This window comes from Humibacillus xanthopallidus, assembly GCF_006717145.1.
GTDB classification, from domain to species: Bacteria; Actinomycetota; Actinomycetes; order Actinomycetales; family Dermatophilaceae; genus Humibacillus; species Humibacillus xanthopallidus.
In genome coordinates, this window is sequence record NZ_VFQF01000001.1 from 1,386,956 (window position 1) to 1,407,052 (window position 20,097).

Sequence of the window (20,097 nt, forward strand, 5' to 3'; positions counted from 1 at the left end):
CGACGAACTGCACTTTCGATCGGGGCCTGAGTCGGGCGGCGGTCAGACGGTGAGAGGTCGGTCGGTAGGAGCGATCGGGCGCGGGAGCGCGCTCGACCCGGTGAGCCAAGCGTCGACGCCCGCGGCAGCGGCGCGGCCCTCGGCGATGGCCCAGACGATGAGCGACTGGCCGCGACCCACGTCGCCGGCCACGAACACGCCGGGGACCGAGCTCATGAAGGTCTTGTCGCGCTTGACGTTGCTGCGCTCGTCGAGCTCCACGCCGAGCTGCTCGACGACACCAGGGCCCTCCGGGCCGAGGAAGCCCATCGCGAAGAGGACGAGCTGGGCCGGGATCTCGCGTTCGGTGCCAGGCTTGGAGCTCAGCTTGCCGTCGACGAACTCGACCTCGGTGAGGCGAAGGCCAGCGACGTTGCCCTCGTCGTCGCCGACGAACTCCGTCGTGCTCACGGCATAGATGCGCTCGCCGCCCTCCTCGTGGGCGCTGGCGACGCGGTAGAGCATCGGGTAGGTGGGCCACGGCTGCGCCGACGGACGGTCCTCCCCCGGCTGCGGCATGATCTCGAGGCTCGTCACCGAGGCGGCGCCCTGACGGTGTGCCGTGCCGATGCAGTCGGCGCCCGTGTCGCCGCCGCCGATGACGACGACGTGCTTGCCGGTCGCGAGGATCTGGCCCTCGACCTGCTCGCCGAGCGCCGCTCGGTTGCCCTGCGGGAGGTACTCCATGGCCTGGTGGATGCCGCCGAGCTCGCGCCCGGGGGCGTCGAGGTCGCGCGGCACGGTGGCTCCGAGGGCGAGCACGACGGCGTCGTAGCGGTCGCGCAGCTGGCGCCCGGTGATGTCGACGCCGACGTTCATGCTGTTGCGGAAGCGGGTGCCCTCGGCCTTCATCTGGTCGAGGCGACGGTCGAGGACGGCCTTTTCCATCTTGAACTCGGGGATGCCGTAGCGCAGGAGGCCACCCGGCTTGTCGGCCCGCTCGAAGACGGCGACGGTGTGCCCCGCGCGCGTCAGCTGCTGCGCCGCGGCCAGGCCCGCAGGACCCGAGCCCACGACGGCAACCGTCTTGCCCGAGAGGCGCTCCGGCGGCAGCGGCTGCACGAGACCGCTGTCGAAGGCCTGCTCGATCGTCGTCACCTCGATCTGCTTGATCGTCACGGCCGGCTGGTTGATGCCGAGCACGCAGGCGGTCTCGCACGGAGCCGGGCACAACCGGCCCGTGAACTCCGGGAAGTTGTTCGTCGCGTGGAGGCGCTCGATCGCATCGGACCAGTCACCGCGCCAGGCGAAGTTGTTCCACTCCGGGATGAGGTTGCCGAGTGGGCACCCCGAGTGGCAGAAGGGGATGCCGCAGTCCATGCAGCGCCCCGCCTGCCGCTGGAGCTGCCCGAGCTCCTGCTCCTCGTAGACCTCCTTCCAGTCCCGGATGCGCACCGGGACCGGCCGACGGGCGGGGAGCTCGCGCTCGCGGACGTTGAGAAAGCCTTGCGGGTCAGCCACGGGAAGCCTCCATGATCCGGTTCCAGACCTCGGCACCGTCGAGGTCGAGGCCCTCTGCCTCGGCCTTGGCGCGGACGTCGAGGACGCGCTGGTAGTCGCGCGGCAGGATGAGGGTGAATCGCTGGCGCGCGTTCTCCCAGTCCGAGAGCAGCGCGTCGGCGACGGGCGACTCGGTCCACTCGAGGTGCGCGACGAGCAGCTCGCGCAGGGTGGTCTCGTCGTCGGGTCGCAGCGGTGTGAGGTCGACGAGCTCGGGGTTGACGAGGTCGGGGTCGAGGTCGAGCACGTAGGCCACGCCGCCCGACATGCCGGCGGCGAAGTTGCGCCCGGTCGAGCCGAGCACCACGGCGACACCACCCGTCATGTACTCGCAGCCGTGGTCGCCGACGCCCTCGACGACGGCCTTGGCACCGGAGTTGCGGACGCAGAAGCGCTCGCCGGCAGTGCCGCGCAGGAAGAGCTCGCCGGTCGTCGCACCGTAGGCGATGACGTTGCCGGCGATGACGTTCTCCTCGGCGACGAGGGTGGCCCGGCGGTCGGGACGCACGACGATGCGCCCACCGGACAGGCCCTTGCCGACGTAGTCGTTGGCGTCGCCGAAGAGCCGCATCGTGACGCCGGCCGGCAGGAACGCGCCGAAGGACTGGCCGCCCGACCCGGTCATCGTCAGCTCGATCGTGTTGTCGGCCAAGCCGTTCGGGTGGGCCTTGGTCACGTGGTGGCCGAGCATCGTGCCGACCGTGCGGTTGACGTTGCGCACGGCGATCTCCGTGCGCACGAGCTCGCCGTCCTCGATGGCCGCCAGCGACCGGGTGAGCAGCTCGTTGTCGAGCGCCTTGTCGAGGCCGTGGTCCTGGACCGCCGACTGGTGCAGGGTGCCACCGGTCGGGTTGTCGGCCACCGCGAGGATCGGGCTGAGGTCGAGCCCCGAGGCCTTCCAGTGGGCGATGGCCTTGTCGAGGTCGAGGCTGCCGACCTGGCCGACTGCCTCCTCGATCGAGCGGAAGCCCAAGGAGGCGAGGTGCTCGCGCACCTCCTCGGCGATGTACTCGAAGAAGGTCTCGACGAACTCCGGCTTGCCCGAGAAGCGGGCCCGCAGCTCGGGGTTCTGCGTCGCGATGCCGACCGGACAGGTGTCGAGGTGGCAGACGCGCATCATGATGCAGCCCGAGACGACGAGCGGAGCCGTCGCGAAGCCGAACTCCTCGGCCCCGAGCAGCGCCGCCACGACGACGTCGCGGCCGGTCTTCAGCTGCCCGTCGACCTGCACGACGATGCGGTCGCGCAGCCCGTTGAGCACGAGCGTCTGCTGGGCCTCGGCGAGGCCGAGCTCCCACGGCGCCCCGGCGTGCTTGAGCGAGGTGAGCGGTGAGGCGCCCGTGCCGCCGTCGTGGCCCGAGATGAGCACGACGTCGGCGTGCGCCTTGGAGACGCCGGCGGCCACCGTGCCGACCCCGATCTCGGAGACGAGCTTGACGTGGATGCGCGCCGCCGGGTTGGCGTTCTTGAGGTCGTGGATCAGCTGCGCGAGATCCTCGATCGAGTAGATGTCGTGGTGCGGGGGCGGCGAGATGAGCCCCACTCCCGGCGTCGAGTGCCGCGTCTTGGCGACCCACGGGTAGACCTTGTGGCCGGGCAGCTGGCCGCCCTCACCGGGCTTGGCGCCCTGGGCCATCTTGATCTGGATGTCGTCGGAGTGCGTGAGGTAGAGGCTCGTCACGCCGAACCGGCCCGACGCGACCTGCTTGACGGCCGAGCGGCGCTCGGGGTCGAGCAGGCGGTCGACGTCCTCGCCGCCCTCACCGGTGTTGGAGCGGCCACCGAGGTGGTTCATCGCGATGGCGAGGGTCTCGTGCGCCTCCTTGGAGATCGAGCCGTAGCTCATCGCCCCGGTGTTGAAGCGCTTGACGATCTCGCTGACCGGCTCGACCTCCTCGAGCGGAACGGGCAGCCGCCCGGTCACACCCGTCGGCCTGAAGCCCATGAGGCCGCGCAGCGTCATGAGGCGCGACGTCTGGTCGTCGATGCGCCCGGTGTACTGCTTGAAGATGTCGTAGCGACGCTGGCGCGTGGAGTGCTGCAGCCGGAAGACGGTCTCGGGGTCGAAGAGGTGCGGCTCCCCCTCGCGGCGCCACTGGTACTCGCCGCCCACCTCGAGCACCCGGTGCGCCTGCTGTACGCCGTCTGGCGGGTAGGCCCGGGCGTGGCGCTCGGCCGTCTCCTGCGCGATGACGTCGAGACCGACGCCGCCGAGCTGAGAGACGGTGCCGGTGAAGTAGCGGTCGACGAGCTCCTGCGACAGGCCGATGGCCTCGAAGACCTGGGCGCCGCGGTAGGACGCGACGGTCGAGATGCCCATCTTCGACATCACCTTGAGCACGCCCTTGCCGAGCGCCTTGATGAGGTTCTTGACGGCCTTCTCGGACTCGACGCCCTCGATCTCGCCGGAGCGCACGAGGTCCTCGACGGTCTCCATCGCGAGGTAGGGGTTGACCGCGGCCGCGCCGAAGCCGATGAGCAGCGCGACGTGGTGCACCTCGCGGACGTCACCGGCCTCGACGATCATGCCGACCTGGGTGCGGGTCTTCTCGCGGATGAGGTGGTGGTGCACGGCCGCGGTCAGCAGCAGCGACGGGATGGGTGCGAGGTCACGGCCGGAGTCACGGTCGGACAGCACGACGAAGCGCGCGCCTCGACGGATGGCCTGCGACACCTCGGCGAAGATCTCCTCAAGGCGGTCGCGCATCGCGGCCGCACCGCCGGTCACGTCGTAGAGGCCGCGCACGACGTGGGTGGCGTAGCCGGGCAGGTCGCCGTCGGCGTTGATGTGCACGATCTTGGCGAGCTCGTCGTTGTCGATGACGGGGAAGTCGAGGACGAGCTGGCGGGCGTGCGCGGGCGACGCGGACAGGGCGTTGCCCTCGGGGCCGAGGAAGGTGCCGAGCGAGGTGACGAGCTCCTCGCGGATCGCGTCGAGCGGTGGGTTGGTCACCTGCGCGAAGAGCTGCGTGAAGTAGTCGAAGAGCAGCCGCGGACGCGAGGACAGCACGGCGATCGGGGTGTCGGTGCCCATCGAGCCGAGCGCCTCCGCACCGGACTTCGCCATCGGCGTCAGCAGGATGCGCAGGTCCTCCGAGGTGTAGCCGAAGGTCTGCTGGCGGCGCTGCACCGAAGCGGCCGTGTGCACGATGTGCTCGCGCTCGGGGAGGTCCTTCATCCGGATGAGCCCGGCGTGCAGCCACTCGGCGTAGGGCTTCGCGGCCGCCAGCGAGGACTTGATCTCGTCGTCGCTGACGATGCGGCCGTGCTCGGTGTCGACGAGGAACATCTTGCCGGGCTGCAGACGCCCGCGCTGGACGACGTGCTCGGGGTCGAGCTCGATGACGCCGGACTCGGAGGCGAGCACGACGAGACCGTCGTCCGTCACGGCATACCGCCCCGGGCGCAGCCCGTTGCGGTCGAGGACCGCGCCCACGAGCGTGCCGTCGGTGAAGCAGACGTTGGCCGGGCCGTCCCACGGCTCCATGAAGGTCGAGTGGAACTCGTAGAACGCCTTGCGCGCGGGGTCCATCGTCGCGTGGTTCTCCCACGCCTCGGGGATCATCATGAGCACCGCGTGAGGCAGCGAGCGGCCACCGAGGTGGAGCAGCTCGAGCACCTCGTCGAAGCTCGCCGAGTCGGACGCGTCGGGGGTGCAGATCGGGAAGATCCGCTCGAGGTCGCCCGGGATGATGTCGGAGGTCAGCTGGCTCTCGCGGGCCCGCATCCAGTTGCGGTTGCCCTTGACAGTGTTGATCTCGCCGTTGTGCGCGATCATCCGGTAGGGGTGTGCGAGCGGCCACGACGGGAAGGTGTTGGTCGAGAACCGCGAGTGCACGAGGGCGAGCTCGGTCGCGAAGCGCGGGTCGGACAGGTCGGGGAAGAACGGCTCGAGCTGGCCGGTCGTCAGCATGCCCTTGTAGACGATGGTGCGGGAGCTGAGCGAGGCGAAGTAGACCTCGGCCTCGCGCTCGGCGCGCTTGCGCAGGCAGAAGGCGAGCCGGTCGAGCCCGAGCGCGACCTGGCGCCCCATCGAGCTGCTGACGAAGAGCTGCTCGAAGAAGGGCATGCAGTCGCGGGCCACCTTGCCCACGAGGTCGGCACCCACGGGCACCTCGCGCCAGCCGAGCACCTTGAGGTTCTCGGAGGCGGCGATCTCCTCGATGCGGGCCTTGGCGGCGGCGCGCTCGATCGGGTTCGCGGGCAGGAAGGCCATGCCGGCGGCATACGCCCCGACGTTGGGGAGCGTGAACGGCACGGTCTCGCGGAAGAACTCGTCGGGGATCTGCAGGAGGATGCCCGCCCCGTCACCGACGAGCGGGTCGGCGCCGGTCGCGCCCCGGTGGTCGAGGTTGCGCAGCGCGGTGAGGGCGTGCTCGACGATGTCGTGTCCGGCGCTCCCGCGCATCGTCGCGATGAGGGCGACGCCGCAGGCGTCGTGCTCGAACTCCCGGCGGTAGAGGCCGGAGCTCTCCGGCTGTGCGCTGAAGAGGGTGCGGGTGTGCGGCGACATCTCCACCGTCCTTCTGACTGGGCCTCGGGGGATCCCACGAAGGGCCGACGGCATGACGAATGGCATGTGGACGGCACTGGCCACAGGCGATGGTTACGACGATATCGGAGCATGCCGTCGTCCTACCTGCTGATACGACGGATTCCAGATGCTGAGACGTCGTGCTCGCCAGTTGGGCACGCCTGCGCGGCCCCGGCCTCAGGTGCCTTGCGAGCGCTCCTGCTTCGTCGCGGCCCCCGCCGTGGCGTTCTCCCCGTCGGTCGCCGCCTCGGCTGAAGGATCTTCGTCCGGGCTCTCGCCACCGGCGTCGGCGGAGGTCTCCTTCGAGGTCGCCTCCGCGCCCTTCCCCGCGGTCTCCACGGCGTCGTCACCCGAGCCGTCGACGGCACTCGGGCCACGCCCCCCGGGCATCGTGCCGAACCGCCACCAGAGCACGACACCGAGCAGGAAGACGAGGACCGAGACCCAGGTGTTGACCCGCTGGCCGAGGATGTAGTTGGCCGAGTCGCTGCGCATGTTCTCGATGACGATGCGCCCGATCGGATAGCCCATGACGTATGCCGCGAACACCTGGCCCGGCTTCAGCGTGAAGCGCCGGCCGATCCAGATGAGGAACGCCGCGAGGAGCAGGCACCAGATCGCCTCGTAGAGGAACGTCGGGTGGAAGTAGCCCTTGACGATGGGGTTGCCGGCCGCGTCGACGACGGCGCGCCCGGCGCTGGTGTCCCACTCGTAGATGCGCAGGCGCCACGGCAGGTCGGTCGGCGCCCCGTAGATCTCGTTGTTGAACCAGTTGCCGAAGCGGCCCATCGCCTGCGCGATGGCCACACCCGGCGCGGCGGCGTCGGCGAAGTCGCGGAAGGTCACGCCGTTCTTGCGGCAGCCGATCCACGCGCCGACGGCGCCGAGCGCGACGGCCCCCCAGATGCCGAGGCCGCCCTCGTAGATGGCGAAGGCCTTCCACGGGTCGCCGCCCTGCCCGAAGTAGGGCTGCGGGGTCGTGATGAGGTGGTAGAGCCGGCCGCCGACGATGCCGAAGGGCACGGCCCACGCGGAGATGTCGATGGCGACGCCGGAGCGGTAGCCGAGCGCGGACAGCCGCCGCTGGGTGAGCCAGACCGCGACGACGATGCCGGCGAGGATGCAGAGGGCGTAGCCGCGGATCGGCAGCGGGCCGAGGTGCCAGACGCCGACGGACGGCGACGGCAGCTCGGTGGCCAACGTCGACACCGCAGCAGGTATGCCGCTAAGCAGGCTCATGCGCGCCCCCTCCGAACGCCGTCGGCAAGCTCACGGGCGAGCGCGCCGAGCGCGGCGAGGCCCTCCTGAGGGGTGGGTGCCTCGGTGAGGCACCGCACGAGCGCCGAGCCGACGATGACGCCGTCGGCGTAGCGGCCGACCTCGGCCGCCTGGTCGCCGGTCGAGACGCCGACGCCGACACAGACGGGCAGGTCGGTCGCGGCGCGCGTGCGGGAGACGAGGTCGGCAGCGGCCTCGCCGACGCTGGCGCGCGCCCCCGTGACGCCCATGACGGCAGTCGCGTAGACGAAACCCCGGCAGGCGGCGGTGACCTTGGTGAGGCGCTCCGGCGTCGAGCTCGGGGCGACGAGGAAGACCTTGTCGAGGTCGTTGGCGTCGGCCGCCGCGGTCCAGTCGTGGGCCTCGTCGGGGATGAGGTCGGGCGTGATCAGCCCCGCGCCGCCGGCCGCCGCGAGGTCGGCGGCGAAGCGGTCGACGCCGTAGCGCAGGACGGGGTTCCAGTACGTCATGACGAGGGCACCGGCACCCGCCTCGGACACCGCGCGCGCCGCGGAGAAGATGTCGCCGAGGTGCACGCCCGCCTCGAGCGCACGCACGGCGGCGTCCTGGATGACGGGGCCGTCCATGACGGGGTCGCTGTAGGGGACGCCGATCTCGACGATGTCGACGCCGTTGTCGACGAGCACCTTCATCGCCTCGATCGAGCCCTCGACGCTGGGGAAGCCGACGGGGAGGTAGCCGATGAGGGCCGCCCGGCCCTCCGCGCGGCACGCCTCGAGGATGGGAGCGACGCTCACTGCTGGACCCCCATGCCCTTGGCGCCGGCGGAGTTGTCGGAGTTATCGGAGTTATCGGAGTTGTCCGAGCTGTCGGAACTGCCGGAGCGGCTGTCGCCGCCGGTCGTCGCCGTCGTCGCGGGCAGGACGGTGCCGCCCTCGTCGTCGATGAGACCGAACCAGGCTGCGGCCGTGTGCACGTCCTTGTCGCCGCGACCCGAGAGGTTGACGAGCAGGACCGCGTCGGGTCCGAGCTCACGCCCGACCTTCATCGCCCCCGCGAGCGCGTGCGCGCTCTCGATGGCCGGCAGGATGCCCTCGGTGCGCGAGAGCAGCGAGAAGGCCTCCATCGCCTCCTCGTCGGTGACGGGGCGGTACTCGGCCCGGCCCGACTCGAGCAGGTGCGCGTGCTCGGGCCCGACGCTCGGGTAGTCGAGGCCGGCCGAGACACTGTGCGACTCGACGGTCTGGCCGTCGACGTCCTGCATGACGTAGGTGAAGGCGCCGTGCAGCACCCCGGGCATCCCGGCCGAGAAGCGTGCGGCGTGCTTGCCGGACGCCACCCCCTCGCCGCCGGCCTCGAAGCCGATGAGGCGCACGGAGCGGTCGTCGATGAAGCGGTGGAAGATGCCGATCGCGTTCGAGCCGCCGCCGACGCAGGCGAGCACGGCGTCGGGCAGCCGGCCGACGAGGTCGAGCACCTGCTGGCGAGCCTCGACCCCGATGACCCGGTGGAAGTCGCGGACCATCTCGGGGAAGGGGTGCGGGCCGGTCACGGTGCCGAGCACGTAGTGGGTCGTCGCGACGTTGGCGACCCAGTCGCGGAAGGCCTCGTTGACGGCGTCCTTGAGCGTCTTGCTGCCGTTGTCGACGGGCACGACGGTGGCGCCGAGCAGCCGCATCCGGGCGACGTTGAGGGCCTGGCGCTCGGTGTCCTTGCGGCCCATGTAGACGACGCACTCGAGCCCGAGCAAGGCAGCCGCGGTCGCCGTCGCGACGCCGTGCTGGCCGGCGCCCGTCTCGGCGATGACCCGGGTCTTGCCCATCCGCTTGGTGAGCAGCGCCTGGCCGAGCACGTTGTTGATCTTGTGCGAGCCGGTGTGGTTGAGGTCCTCGCGCTTGAGGATGACTCGGGCTCCGCCGCAGTTCTCGGCGAAGCGCGGCACCTCGGTGATGATGCTCGGCCGGCCCGTGTAGGTGCGCTGGAGCCGCTCGAGCTCGCCGACGAACTCGGGGTCGACGACGGCCTTGCGCCACACCTCCTCGAGCTGCTCGAGCGCGGGGATCAGCGCCTCGGGGACGTAGCGTCCCCCGAAACCGCCGAAGCGGCCGTATGCCGGCACGTTGGATGTCGTCGTCATGCTCACTCCTGGGTGGCGCCGCTGCGGACGGCAGCGGCGGCCTCGATGAAGGCCCGCACGGTGTGCTCCGGGGCACCGTCACGCACGAGGGCCTCGCCGACGAGCACGGCACCGGCCCCGGCGCGCACATAGGTGGCGACGTCGTCGGGTCCGGTGACACCGCTCTCGGCCACCCCGACGACACCCTCGGGCACGCGGGGCAGCAGGTCGATGACCGTGCGGGGGTCGACCTCGAGGGTCTTGAGGTTGCGGGCGTTGACGCCCACGAGGACAGGGTCGAGGGCCAGCGCGCGGTCGAGCTCCGCGGCGTCGTGCACCTCCACGAGGGCGGTCATGCCGAGGTCGCGCGCCTGGTCGTGCAGGTCACGCATGAGGACGTCGTCGAGCGCAGCCACGATGAGCAGGATGAGGTCGGCGCCGTGTGCCCGGGCCTCGGTCACCTGGTAGGACTCGACCATGAAGTCCTTGCGCAGCAAGGGAGTCGGCACGGCGGCACGGACCTCGTCGAGGTCGGCCAGGCTGCCGTTGAACCGGCGCTGCTCGGTGAGGACGCTGATCGCGCTCGCTCCCCCGGCGGCATACGCCCGGGCGAGCCGACCCGGCTCGGGGATGTCTGCGAGCGCGCCCTTGCTGGGGCTCGCCCGCTTGACCTCGGCGATCACGGCGACCCCGGGCGCGGAGCGGATGCCCGGCATCGGGTCGAGCGCGGGCGCGACCGTGGCGAGACGCGCCTCGAGCTCGCCGATCGAGGTCGTGGCGCGACGGCGGTCGAGATCCTCGCGGACGCCCTCGATGATCCCGTCGAGAACCGTCGGCACCGCTCTCAGCTCTTGCCGAGGGTCTCGGCGCCCGACTCGTCGGGGGCGTCGACGATCGACCCGGCCTGGGCGTGGTGCCCATTGCTGCCGTAGCCCGCCATCGAGAGCACCTTGCCGGCGCCGGCACCGGCGATGATGAGGGCCGTGCCGATGATGCCGAGCAGGAGGCTGGGCAGGAGCACGGCGACGGCTGCGACGGCTGAGCCGAGCAGGATGATGCCGACCCCGGTCCACGCGGCGGTGCTGTGTCCGTGGTCCTCGTGCTCGTCTTCCATGTCGCCCTCTCTCGTCGTGCCGGGGGCCCGACCGTGGGCCCCAACCGCCGCCATTGTGTCAGGTCTGTCCGGGCGAGTCGCGCAGGGTCGGGTCGCCGCCGTCCGACAGCTCGTCCCAGGCGCTTCGCACCTGGCCGCGAGGCCCGCTCTCCGGTCGGGAGCCCCGCTCGTAGCGCGACGACAGGCCCGCCCAGGAGCGGCTCGACAGGGCGGCCGCGATGGCCCCGACGAGGAGCGCGACGCTGACGACCGCAGCGGCCCAGCCCCAGAACGTCGTCGTGCCGGTCGCATCCGGTGCGGTCGTTCGGGCGAGCTCCTTGGCGACGGCGGCCGACACCGCGTCGACCGGCCGGAGCGCGACGAGCAGGGTCAGGGCTGCTGCGCCGGCCGCGGCGAGCACGATCACGACGGCCGACACCGCCCGGATGACGCGGCCACCGGTCATCAGGCCGAGCAGGGCCAGCACGGTGACGACGACGAGGCCCACGACGCCCGGTGCGGCCGCCCCCCCGGTCACCTCGGTGCTGCCGGCACTCAGCACGTCTCGCGCCTCTCCGACCGCCCACGGGCGCGTCGTCAGCAGGAGCGCGAGGGCGGCCGGCACGAGGACGACGAGGGCGGCATACCGCTTGGAGAGCCTCATCGGGCACGCGCCTGCGTCACGGGCCGCAGGCCGGCGGCGGCGGCGACGGCGCGGAGGGCGGCCGCAGCCTTGTGGACCGTCTCCTCGAACTCGAGGTGCGGCACGGAGTCCGCGACGATGCCCGCCCCGGCCTGCACGTGGGCGAGACCGTCCTTGATGAGGGCGGTGCGGATCGCGATGGCCATGTCGAGGTCGCCGGCGAAGTCGAGGTAGCCGACGACGCCGCCGTAGAGGCCACGCCGCACCCCCTCGTAGCCGTCGATGAGCGCCATCGCGCGCGGCTTCGGCGCGCCGCTCAGGGTGCCCGCGGGGAAGGTCGCGACGAGCGCGTCGTAGGCGCTGCGGTCGTCGCGGAGGTCGCCGACGACCGTCGACTCGATGTGCATGATGTGGCTGTAGCGGCGCACCGACATGAAGTCGACGGTGTCGACGGTGCCGGCCCGGCAGATGCGCTGGAGGTCGTTGCGCGAGAGGTCGACGAGCATGAGGTGCTCGGCCCGCTCCTTGGCATCTCCGAGGAGCTCCTCGGCGAGGTGGGCATCGTGGTCGGGGCTCTTGCCGCGCGGACGCGAGCCCGCGATGGGGTGGGTGATCGCCTGGCGACCGGTCACCTTGATGAGCGCCTCGGGGCTCGACCCGACGACGTCGTAGGCCGAGCCGTCGGGGTGCGGCAGGCGCAGGAGGTACATGTAGGGGCTCGGGTTGCTCACCCGGAGGGCGCGGTAGACATCGAGCGAGTCGGCCTCGCACGGCACGGTGAAGCGCTGCGAGACGACGATCTGGAAGGCCTCGCCGGCCCGGATCGCCTCCTTGGCCTGCTCGACCATGGCCTCGAACTGCTCCTGGGTGTGGGTGCTGCGCGGCTCGCTCGCGATCGGCTCGATCGTCGCCACGGTGCTCGGGGCCGCCTCGGCGAGCTCGTCCGTCATCCGGTCGAGACGCGCGACGGCATCGGCCCAGGCGTCCTCGATGCGCTCGTCGGTCGCGTCGTGGTTGACGGCGTTGGCGATGAGCAGCAGGGAGCCGTCGCTGTGGTCGAAGACGGCGAGGTCGGTCGCGAGCATCATCGCGAGCTCCGGCAGGTCGAGCTCGTCGCGCCCCTCGTCGGGCACCCGCTCCCAGCGGCGCACGGCGTCGTAGGTGATGGCGCCGACCATGCCTCCCGTGAGCGGCGGCAGGCCGGGGATGCGGTCGGTCGCGAGCTCTGCGACGGTCTGGCGCAGGGTCTCGGTCGGGTCACCCGAGGTGGGCACGCCGACGGGCGGCGAGCCGATCCAGTGCGTCTCGCCGTCGCGCTCGGTCAGCGTCGCGGCGCACCGGGCACCGACGATGGAGTAGCGCGACCACACTCCGCCGTGCTCGGCCGACTCGAGCAGGAAGGTGCCCGGCTCGTTCCGGGCGAGCTTGCGGTAGACGCCGACCGGCGTCTCGCTGTCGGCGAGGAGGCGGCGCACGACGGGGATGACCCGACGGTGCTCGAGGGCGAGCTCGGTGAAGACCTGCAGGCTCGGCCAGGTCTGCCCCCACGTGAGGTCTGCGTGCGGTGCGGGCGCAGGGGCGAGCGAGGTGGTCGAGTCAGGCACCCGGCCATTCTGGCCCACCCGCCGGTATGCCGTGTCGCCGCCTCCACCCGTCGAGTGGCCAAAACCTGCCGCCCCCTACAAGTCGAGTGGCCAAAACACGCCGCCCCTCCCACCTCGAGTGGCCAAAACACGCCGCCCTTCACACGTCGAGAGGCCAAAACGTGCCGCCCCTCGCACGTCGAGAGGCCAAAACGTGCCGCCCCTCGCACGTCGAGAGGCCAATGGGAGCCGGGTATCGCCCCCAGCGAAGCGACCAGGAGTGGCCAGTCGACACGGCGCGAGCGACCAGGAGTGGCCACTCGACGGATTAGCGGGTGCTGGGGTCGGGGTGGCCGACGGCGGCGGGGAGGACGCGGGCGTCGAAGCAGGTACGGTCGCCGGTGTGGCACGCCGCCCCGACCTGGTCGACGGAGACGAGCAGGGCGTCCCCGTCGCAGTCCAGCCGCACGCCTTTGACCCACTGGACGTGACCGCTCGTGTCGCCCTTGCGCCAGTACTCCTGCCGGCTGCGCGACCAGAACGTCACCCGGCCCTCGGTGAGGGTGCGGCGCACGGCCTCGTCGTCCATCCACCCGACCATGAGCACGTCGCCCGTGTCGTGCTGCTGGACGACCGCCGCGACGAGGCCGTGCGCGTCGCGCTTGAGCAGGGCGGCGATGTCGGGGCTGAGCGTGGGGATGTCGGTCACCCGGACATTCTGCCGCGTCCCGGATGCGTCCTCGACCGGTACTCGAGTGGGTGCGCGTGTGACTGCGCGGCCCACTCGAGTGAGCATCTCGGTCAGACGGACTGCTGCTGCGCCACCCACGAGTCGTGCAGTCTCGAGTAGACACCCCCGAGCCGAACGAGCTCGGCGTGCGGGCCGCGCTCGACGATGCGGCCGGCGTCGACGACGATCACCTCGTCGGCGGCCTGCGCGGTCGAGAGGCGGTGGGCGATCGCGATCGACGTTCGCCCGCGGGTCAGCGAGTCGAGCGCGCGCTGGAGACGCACCTCGGTGCTCGGGTCGACAGCCGAGGTCGCCTCGTCGAGGACGAGCAGGTCGGGGTCCGCGAGGTAGGCCCGTGCGAGGGCGACGAGCTGGCGCTCCCCCGCCGACAGCGACTCGCCGCGCTGGCCGACCTCGGTCATGACGCCGAGCGGCATGGTGGCGACCCAGGCGTCGAGACCCAGCTCGGCAAGCGTGCGCTCGACGTCCTCCTGGCTCGCCTCGGGCCGACCGAAGCGCACGTTGTCGAGCAGCGTGCCGTCGAAGAGGAAGCCCTCCTGAGGCACGAGCACGACGCGCTGGCGCAGCGACGAGAAGCGGATCGTGTCGAGGTCGGTCCCGTCGAGGAGCACGCGCCCGGAGGTGGGGTCCATGAGCCGGGTCAACAGCTTGGCGAGGGTCGACTTGCCCGAGCCGGTCTCGCCGACGATCGCGACCCGGCTGCGCGGGGCGATCGTCAGGTCGATGTCGTGCAGCACCGGCTCGCCGCCGGGATACGAGAAGCCCACTCCGCTGAACTGCACCGTGATCGGTCCGCGCGGCAGCTCGACGCCGTCGTCGGCCGGGTCGGAGACGTCGGCCGGGGTGTCGATGATGCCGATGACACGGCGCCAGCCGGCGACGGCGTTCTGCATCTCGTTGAGGATCTCGGTGGCCTGCTGCACCGGCATCGTGAAGAGGTTGACGAGGAAGAGGAAGGCGAGCAGCTCGCCCAGCGTGAGCCGGCCGCTCACCGCCAGCACCGTGCCGACGACGAGCACGACGGCCGTCGTCAGACCCGAGACGAGCTGCCCCGAGGTGAATGCGACGACCGAGCGGGCCTGCGCGCCGATGGCGGCCTTGCGGTGCGCCTCGACGGACACGTCGATGCGTGCCGCCGTGCGGTCCTCGACGCCGTAGGCGCGGATGGCCTGGGCCCCGACGACGGCCTCCGAGATCGCGCCGAGCATGTCGCCGACGCGCTCGCGCACCTTGGTGTAGGCGCGGCCGACGATGCCCTGGAACTTGCGGATGATGATGAAGAGCGGCACGAAGCACAGCCACACGACGAGCGCGAGCGGCGGGCTGTAGACCACCATGAGGATCGTCGCGAGCGTGATCTGCGCGATGTTGATCATCAGCATGAGCCCGCCGAACTGCACGAACATCGAGATCGTGTCGACGTCCGAGGTCACGCGCGAGACGAGCGAGCCCCGGCGCTCGGTGTTCTGGGTGAGCATGGCGAGGTCGTGGATGTGCCGGAACGCCTTGAGCCGCAAGGTCGACAGGCCGTTCTCGGACGCGCGGAAGAGTCGCACGTTGACGAAGTAGGCCGACACGGCGGTGACCGCGACACCGACGAGCGCGACACCGATGTAGACGGCGACCACCGCGGCGTCGGGGCCGCCCGAGGCGAGCAGGCCCTCGTCGGTGATCCGCTGCACGACGAAGGGCACGAGCACGCGGCCGAGGGTCGAGAGCACGGCGAGGCACACGGTGACCCAGATGCCGCGGCTCAGCTCGGGAGACAGGTGCAGCCCGCGCTTCAGGGTGTCGCTGGTCGACATCTCCTTGCCCGTCGCGACTCCGTGGTGCTCGACGAGGGCTTGGGAACGCATGCTCATCGCGACACCTCCTCGACCCGGTCGCGCCGGGCGTCGGGCTCGGCGTAGTCGTCGTCGAAGTCGGCGCCGATGTCGTCGTCCTCGCTCGCGAGCGCTGCCCGCTCGGCCGCTTCGCGGGCGTATGCCGTGACGAGCCGTTCGTAGCCCGCGCATCGTCCGAGCAGCTCGGTGTGCGTGCCGTAGTCGAGGACGCGGCCGCCCTCGAGGTAGACCACCTCGTCGGCGAGCAGGATCGTCGCCATCCGGTAGGCGACGACGACGACCGTCGTGCCGGTGCTCGCCTCGCGCAGTCGGGAGAGGACGGCCTGCTCGACGCTGGGGTCGACCGCCGACGTCGCGTCGTCGAGGATGAGCAGCTGCGGTTCGCGGATGATGGCCCGGGCGAGGGCGATCCGCTGGCGCTGGCCGCCGGAGAGGCTCGCACCCCGCTCGCCGACGTGCGTGTCGAGGGCCTCGGGCAGGCGGTCGACGAAGCCGGCGCCCTGCGCGACGTTGAGGGCGCGCCACACGGCCTCGTCGTCGTGCGGGGCCCCGAGCGTCACGTTGCCGCGCACGGTGTCGTCGAACATGAAGGTCTGCTGGGCCACGAGCGCGGCGACGTCGCTGATGCCCCCGCGGCGCACTTCGCGCAGGTCGATCCCGTCGACGAGCACCGCTCCGGTGTCGGGGTCGACGAGGCGCATCATGAGGTTGGTCAGGGTCGACTTGCCGCTGCCGGTGGGCCCGACGACGGCGACGGTCGCGCCGGGGGCGACGTCGAGCGTCACGTCGACGAGGGCCGGGTTGTGGTCGATCTCGCCGGCCTCGCTCTCGACCTCGTAGGCATACGCGACCTGCTCGGCCTGCAGCCGGCTCGAGCGCCCGCGCGGCAGGTTGCGGTCGCCGTAGGTCATGCTGCCCTCGGCGTCGAGCACGGCCGACACGCGCTTCCAGCCGACGACCGCGCGCGGCAGCTCGGCAAGCACCCAGCCGAGCGCACGCACCGGGAAGGCGAGGATGGAGAAGAGGTAGGCGACCTGCACGACCTGACCGGCCGTCAGGTAGCCGCCGCTGACCCGAAGGGTGCCGACGAAGAGGACGGCGAGGGTGCCGATGGTCGGGATGGCCTCGATGGCCGGGTCGAAGCGACCGCGCGTGCGGCCGACCTCGATGTTGGCGTCGCGCAGGGCGTGGGTCACCTCGCGGAACCGCTCGGCCTCGTGGTCCTCGCGCCCGAGCGACTTGACGATGAGGGCCGCCTCGAAGCTCTCGTGGGCCACCTCGGAGACGTCCGCACGCAGCTGCTGGGCGAGGGTGACCTTCGGCGACATGGCCCGTTGGAAGGCGACGTTGGCGAGGAAGAGCAGCGGGAAGACGGTCAGACCGACGACGGCGAGCCACGGGTCGATGACCATCATCTGCACGATGCCGAAGGCGAGCATGACGACGACCCCGAGCGCCATCGGCAGCGGGGCGAAGATGTTCCACGTCGCCTCGACGTCGGCGTTGGCGTTGGAGAGCAGCTGCCCCGAGGGGTGCCGGTGGTGCCACGCGAGGGGCAGCCGGAGGTACTGCCGCGTCACCTGGCGGCGGTACATCGCGCCGAGGTTGAACATCGCGACGCCGCCGGCCAGCCGTCGCCCGATGACGCCGATGACGGTGACGAGGACGACGAGTCCCATGACCCCGCCGATGGTCCACAGCTGCTGCGGTGTGACGCTGCCGGCGGCGATCGCGGGCGAGATCTCGTGCTCGACGACCCACCCGATCGTCCAGGCCGTCATGCCGGTCATGACGCCGTAGACGACGCTGCCGAGGACCGCGAGCGAGAACCACCGGGGCTGCCCCTTGATGCCACGGGCGATGACGGACAGGCCTTCGCGCAGGGTCGAGGTCGGCAGGTCGTTCACGTGTGGGGCTCCCGTTGGTCGTGCGTCAGTGGTTCGGGCGTGGCAGCGGGACCCGTGCGCCCGAAGCGCCCCGACTCCCACCGACTTGCCAGCCTCTCACGCGCCACCGACAGGCCCCGAATCGGTGCGTACCCAGTAGCGGCGTATGCCGTCCCGCACGTCCTCGAGGAAGCCGCCGCGTGCCCGGACGGCTCGCTCGATGGTGCGCGCCGACGCGAGGTTGTCGACGTCGCACGTGACGAGCGCCGGGTCGGTGCCGCGTCGGTGCGCGAGGTCGAGAGCGAGCGAGAGGGCGCTGCTCGCGACGCCGCGTCCGCGGTCACCCGGCCCCACGGCATACCCGATGTGGCCGCCCTCGGCGAGCAGCGAGGGGGTGAGGGCGTGGCGGATCGCGATGGTGCCGACGACCCGGCCGTCGTCGAGCACCCAGCGGTAGGAGGAGGGCACGCGCCCCTCGGGCAGCTCCTCGTCGGACCGCTCCATGCGCCCGAGCCAGTCGACCCACTCGCCGAGGACCGCGGGGTCGCGCAGCCGCTCGCTGTCGCCGGGGCGCAGACCCGACCCGTGGATCGTCGCGCCGTCGAAGGCGTCGACGAGGGCCCACCACGAGGGGGCCAGGTCGACGGACGGTCGCACGAGCTCGATCACTCCACGACCCTAGGCACGTGCCCCGCGGGCGGGCCAGCGAGTTCCTCGACGCGGCGGCTGCGAGGATGGGGCCATGACGCGCCACGCCCTGTCCGAACGCCATCTGCTCTGCGACGAGCTGCTCCGTGTCGGCCCCGACGCCCCCACGAAGTGCGAGGGCTGGGAGACCCGTGACCTCGCCGCCCACCTCGTCATCCGCGAGGGGCGCCCGGATCTCGCGGTCGGCGTCATCGTGCCCTTCCTGCACGGCCGCCTCGACCGGGAGCGGGCGCGCATGGCCTCCGGTGACTACGTGGCGCTCGTCGAGCGGGTGCGCGCGGGCGCACCGGTCTGGAACCCCATGCGCTTCGAGAAGGTCGACGAGGTCGCCAACCTCGTCGAGTTCTTCATCCACCACGAGGACGTGCGCCGCGCCCAGCCCGGCTGGGAGCCGCGCGACCTCGCACCCAACCTCCAGCACGCGCTCTGGGTCTCCGTGCGACGCAGCTCGCGCCTGATGTTCCGCAAGACGCCGACCGGCATCGTGCTCGTCGCTCCGGGCCACGGCCGGCACTCCGCGAAGCTGCCCGACGACCACGGCACGGTCGTCGTGCGCGGCACGCCGGCAGAGCTCGTGCTCTACGCCTACGGCCGCAAGGACGTCGCGAGGGTCGAGCTGTCGGGCAACGCCGACGACATCGCGGCCCTGCAGGAGGCCGAGCTCGGCATCTCGTGAGCCCCCACCCGCGGGGGTATACCGTGTGGCCGGCAAGGCGGCCCGGCGCGGCCAGCGGACGAGCGCGTCAGCGCACGACGACGCCCGCCGCGCGCAGCGCGTCCTTGACCTGCCCGACGGTCAGCTCACCGAAGTGGAAGACGCTCGCAGCGAGCACGGCGTCGGCCCCTGCCGCGACGGCGGGCGCGAAGTGCTCGACCCGTCCGGCGCCGCCGCTCGCGATGACCGGCACCGACACCGCGGCGCGCACCCGCCGGATGAGCTCGAGGTCGAAGCCGTCCTTGGTGCCGTCGGCGTCCATGGAGTTGAGCAGGATCTCCCCGGCACCGAGTGCCGCCGCCCGGGCGCACCACTCGACGGCGTCGAGGTCGACGGGGGTGCGACCGCCGTGGGTCGTCATGACGAAGTCGTCGGTCGGCCGGCCGTCGTCGCCGATGCGCCGCCGCACGTCGGCCGACAGGACGAGCACCTGCGCGCCGAAGCGCTCGGCGATCTCGGCGATGAGCTCGGGGCGGGCGATGGCAGCGGTGTTGACCCCGACCTTGTCGGCGCCAGCACGCAGGAGGCGGTCGACGTCGTCGACCGTGCGCACTCCCCCGCCGACGGTGAGCGGGATGAAGACCTGCTCCGCGGTGCGTCGCACGACGTCATAGGTCGTCTCGCGGTTGCCGCTGCTCGCGGTGACGTCGAGGAAGGTCAGCTCGTCGACGCCCTGGGCGTCGTAGACCTTGGCGAGCTCGACGGGGTCGCCGGCGTCACGGAGGTTCTCGAAGTTGACGCCCTTGACGACACGTCCGGCGTCGACGTCGAGACAGGCGATGACGCGCGTGGCAACCGGCATGCACCAAATCTAGGGCAGCGGCCGGGAGCCACCGCACGGGTAGGGTCGCCGCCATGTGGCACCAGCTGACGGCTCCCGCTCGCCGATCCGACGTGGAGGCCGTCGTGACGCTGGCAGCTGCGGCCGAACCTCGTTGCGGCGCAACGGTGGTCGTCGCGATCGACGGGCCCAGCGGCTCGGGCAAGACGACGCTTGCCAAGGGTGTCGCCGACGCCCTCGAGGCTCTCGGCACCGTCGAGGTCGTGCACATGGACCTCATCCTCCCGGGGTGGGACGGTCTCGCCGAGGCCCCCGGGCTGCTCACCACGCAGGTGCTGGAGCCGCTCGCGCACGGGCGCCCGGCGGCATACCGGCTGTGGAGCTGGGTGCGCGACGAGTGGCAGGGCACGCGTGCCGTGGCACCGTCGCGCTTCCTCGTCGTCGAGGGCTGCGGCTGCAGCGTCGAGCCCGCCGGGGCGTATGCCGCCGTGCGCGTCTTCGTCGAGGCCGACCGGGCGCTGCGCATGGAGCGCGGCATCGCCCGCGACGGGGAGGCCTACCGGCCCAACTGGGAGCGCTGGGCAGCGCAGGAGACGGAGCTCTACGCCGCCGACGGCACGCGGGGCCGTGCCGACCTCGTCGTCGACACCTCTAGTCTCTGAGGG

General features: G+C 71.7%; 16 protein-coding genes. 2 read left to right on the forward strand and 14 right to left on the reverse strand.

Annotated features, from left to right (window positions below; translation table 11 throughout):
- Positions 1-42: 42 nt before the first annotated feature.
- The 13 genes from FHX52_RS06215 to FHX52_RS06275 all read right to left on the reverse strand — a co-directional run bounded on the left by FHX52_RS06215 (position 43) and on the right by FHX52_RS06275 (position 17,897).
- Entirely contained in the window at positions 43-1,500 is a 1,458-nt protein-coding gene (locus FHX52_RS06215) for a glutamate synthase subunit beta (RefSeq protein ID WP_141820870.1), read from the reverse strand.
- A complete protein-coding gene (gene gltB / locus FHX52_RS06220; RefSeq protein WP_141820872.1) occupies positions 1,493-6,052 on the reverse strand; it encodes a glutamate synthase large subunit in 4,560 nt (1,519 codons plus the stop codon). The genes FHX52_RS06215 and gltB overlap by 8 nt, the downstream gene beginning before the upstream one ends.
- A 198-nt stretch (positions 6,053-6,250) precedes the next feature.
- Positions 6,251-7,312 carry a prolipoprotein diacylglyceryl transferase gene (gene lgt / locus FHX52_RS06225; RefSeq protein ID WP_141820874.1) on the reverse strand — a complete coding sequence of 354 codons (1,062 nt, stop codon included), beginning with the start codon at positions 7,310-7,312 and terminating at the stop codon, positions 6,251-6,253.
- Complete coding sequence (gene trpA, locus FHX52_RS06230) at positions 7,309-8,109, reverse strand: tryptophan synthase subunit alpha (RefSeq protein WP_141820876.1); 801 nt, start codon at positions 8,107-8,109, stop codon at positions 7,309-7,311. The genes lgt and trpA overlap by 4 nt, the downstream gene beginning before the upstream one ends.
- Entirely contained in the window at positions 8,106-9,449 is a 1,344-nt protein-coding gene (gene trpB, locus FHX52_RS06235) for a tryptophan synthase subunit beta (protein WP_246069631.1), read from the reverse strand. The genes trpA and trpB overlap by 4 nt, the downstream gene beginning before the upstream one ends.
- A gap of 2 nt (positions 9,450-9,451) precedes the next feature.
- Positions 9,452-10,267, reverse strand: a complete 816-nt coding sequence (trpC, locus tag FHX52_RS06240) for an indole-3-glycerol phosphate synthase TrpC (protein WP_141820878.1) — start codon at positions 10,265-10,267, stop codon at positions 9,452-9,454.
- Positions 10,268-10,272: 5 nt separating this feature from the next.
- Positions 10,273-10,542, reverse strand: coding sequence for an HGxxPAAW family protein (locus FHX52_RS06245; protein ID WP_141820880.1), 270 nt, complete (start codon positions 10,540-10,542; stop codon positions 10,273-10,275).
- 58 nt (positions 10,543-10,600) lie between these two features.
- Complete coding sequence (locus tag FHX52_RS06250) at positions 10,601-11,185, reverse strand: Trp biosynthesis-associated membrane protein (RefSeq protein ID WP_141820882.1); 585 nt, start codon at positions 11,183-11,185, stop codon at positions 10,601-10,603.
- Positions 11,182-12,768 carry an anthranilate synthase component I gene (locus FHX52_RS06255; RefSeq protein WP_141820884.1) on the reverse strand — a complete coding sequence of 529 codons (1,587 nt, stop codon included), beginning with the start codon at positions 12,766-12,768 and terminating at the stop codon, positions 11,182-11,184. Before FHX52_RS06255 ends, FHX52_RS06250 begins: the two co-directional genes overlap by 4 nt.
- Positions 12,769-13,075: 307 nt before the next feature.
- Positions 13,076-13,456 carry a phosphoribosyl-AMP cyclohydrolase gene (hisI, locus tag FHX52_RS06260; protein WP_141820886.1) on the reverse strand — a complete coding sequence of 127 codons (381 nt, stop codon included), beginning with the start codon at positions 13,454-13,456 and terminating at the stop codon, positions 13,076-13,078.
- A 92-nt stretch (positions 13,457-13,548) separates the two neighbouring features.
- Positions 13,549-15,360, reverse strand: a complete 1,812-nt coding sequence (locus tag FHX52_RS06265; RefSeq protein WP_141820888.1) for an ABC transporter ATP-binding protein — start codon at positions 15,358-15,360, stop codon at positions 13,549-13,551.
- Positions 15,357-17,249, reverse strand: a complete 1,893-nt coding sequence (locus FHX52_RS06270) for an ABC transporter ATP-binding protein (RefSeq protein ID WP_141820890.1) — start codon at positions 17,247-17,249, stop codon at positions 15,357-15,359. The genes FHX52_RS06265 and FHX52_RS06270 overlap by 4 nt, the downstream gene beginning before the upstream one ends.
- 96 nt (positions 17,250-17,345) lie before the next feature.
- Positions 17,346-17,897: a GNAT family N-acetyltransferase gene (locus FHX52_RS06275; RefSeq protein ID WP_246069632.1), complete on the reverse strand. Its 552-nt coding sequence runs from the start codon at positions 17,895-17,897 to the stop codon at positions 17,346-17,348.
- Between the two features lie 73 nt (positions 17,898-17,970).
- On the opposite strand from FHX52_RS06275, the gene FHX52_RS06280 reads away from it, so the two are divergent.
- A complete protein-coding gene (locus FHX52_RS06280) occupies positions 17,971-18,612 on the forward strand; it encodes a TIGR03085 family metal-binding protein (RefSeq protein ID WP_141820892.1) in 642 nt (213 codons plus the stop codon).
- A gap of 67 nt (positions 18,613-18,679) precedes the next feature.
- Here the strand turns inward: FHX52_RS06280 and hisF are convergent, their stop codons facing one another.
- Entirely contained in the window at positions 18,680-19,453 is a 774-nt protein-coding gene (gene hisF / locus FHX52_RS06285; RefSeq protein WP_141820894.1) for an imidazole glycerol phosphate synthase subunit HisF, read from the reverse strand.
- 53 nt (positions 19,454-19,506) lie between these two features.
- Between hisF and FHX52_RS06290 the strand changes: the two genes are divergently transcribed.
- Complete coding sequence (locus tag FHX52_RS06290; protein WP_141820896.1) at positions 19,507-20,094, forward strand: uridine kinase family protein; 588 nt, start codon at positions 19,507-19,509, stop codon at positions 20,092-20,094.
- The last annotated feature ends 3 nt before the right edge of the window (positions 20,095-20,097 follow it).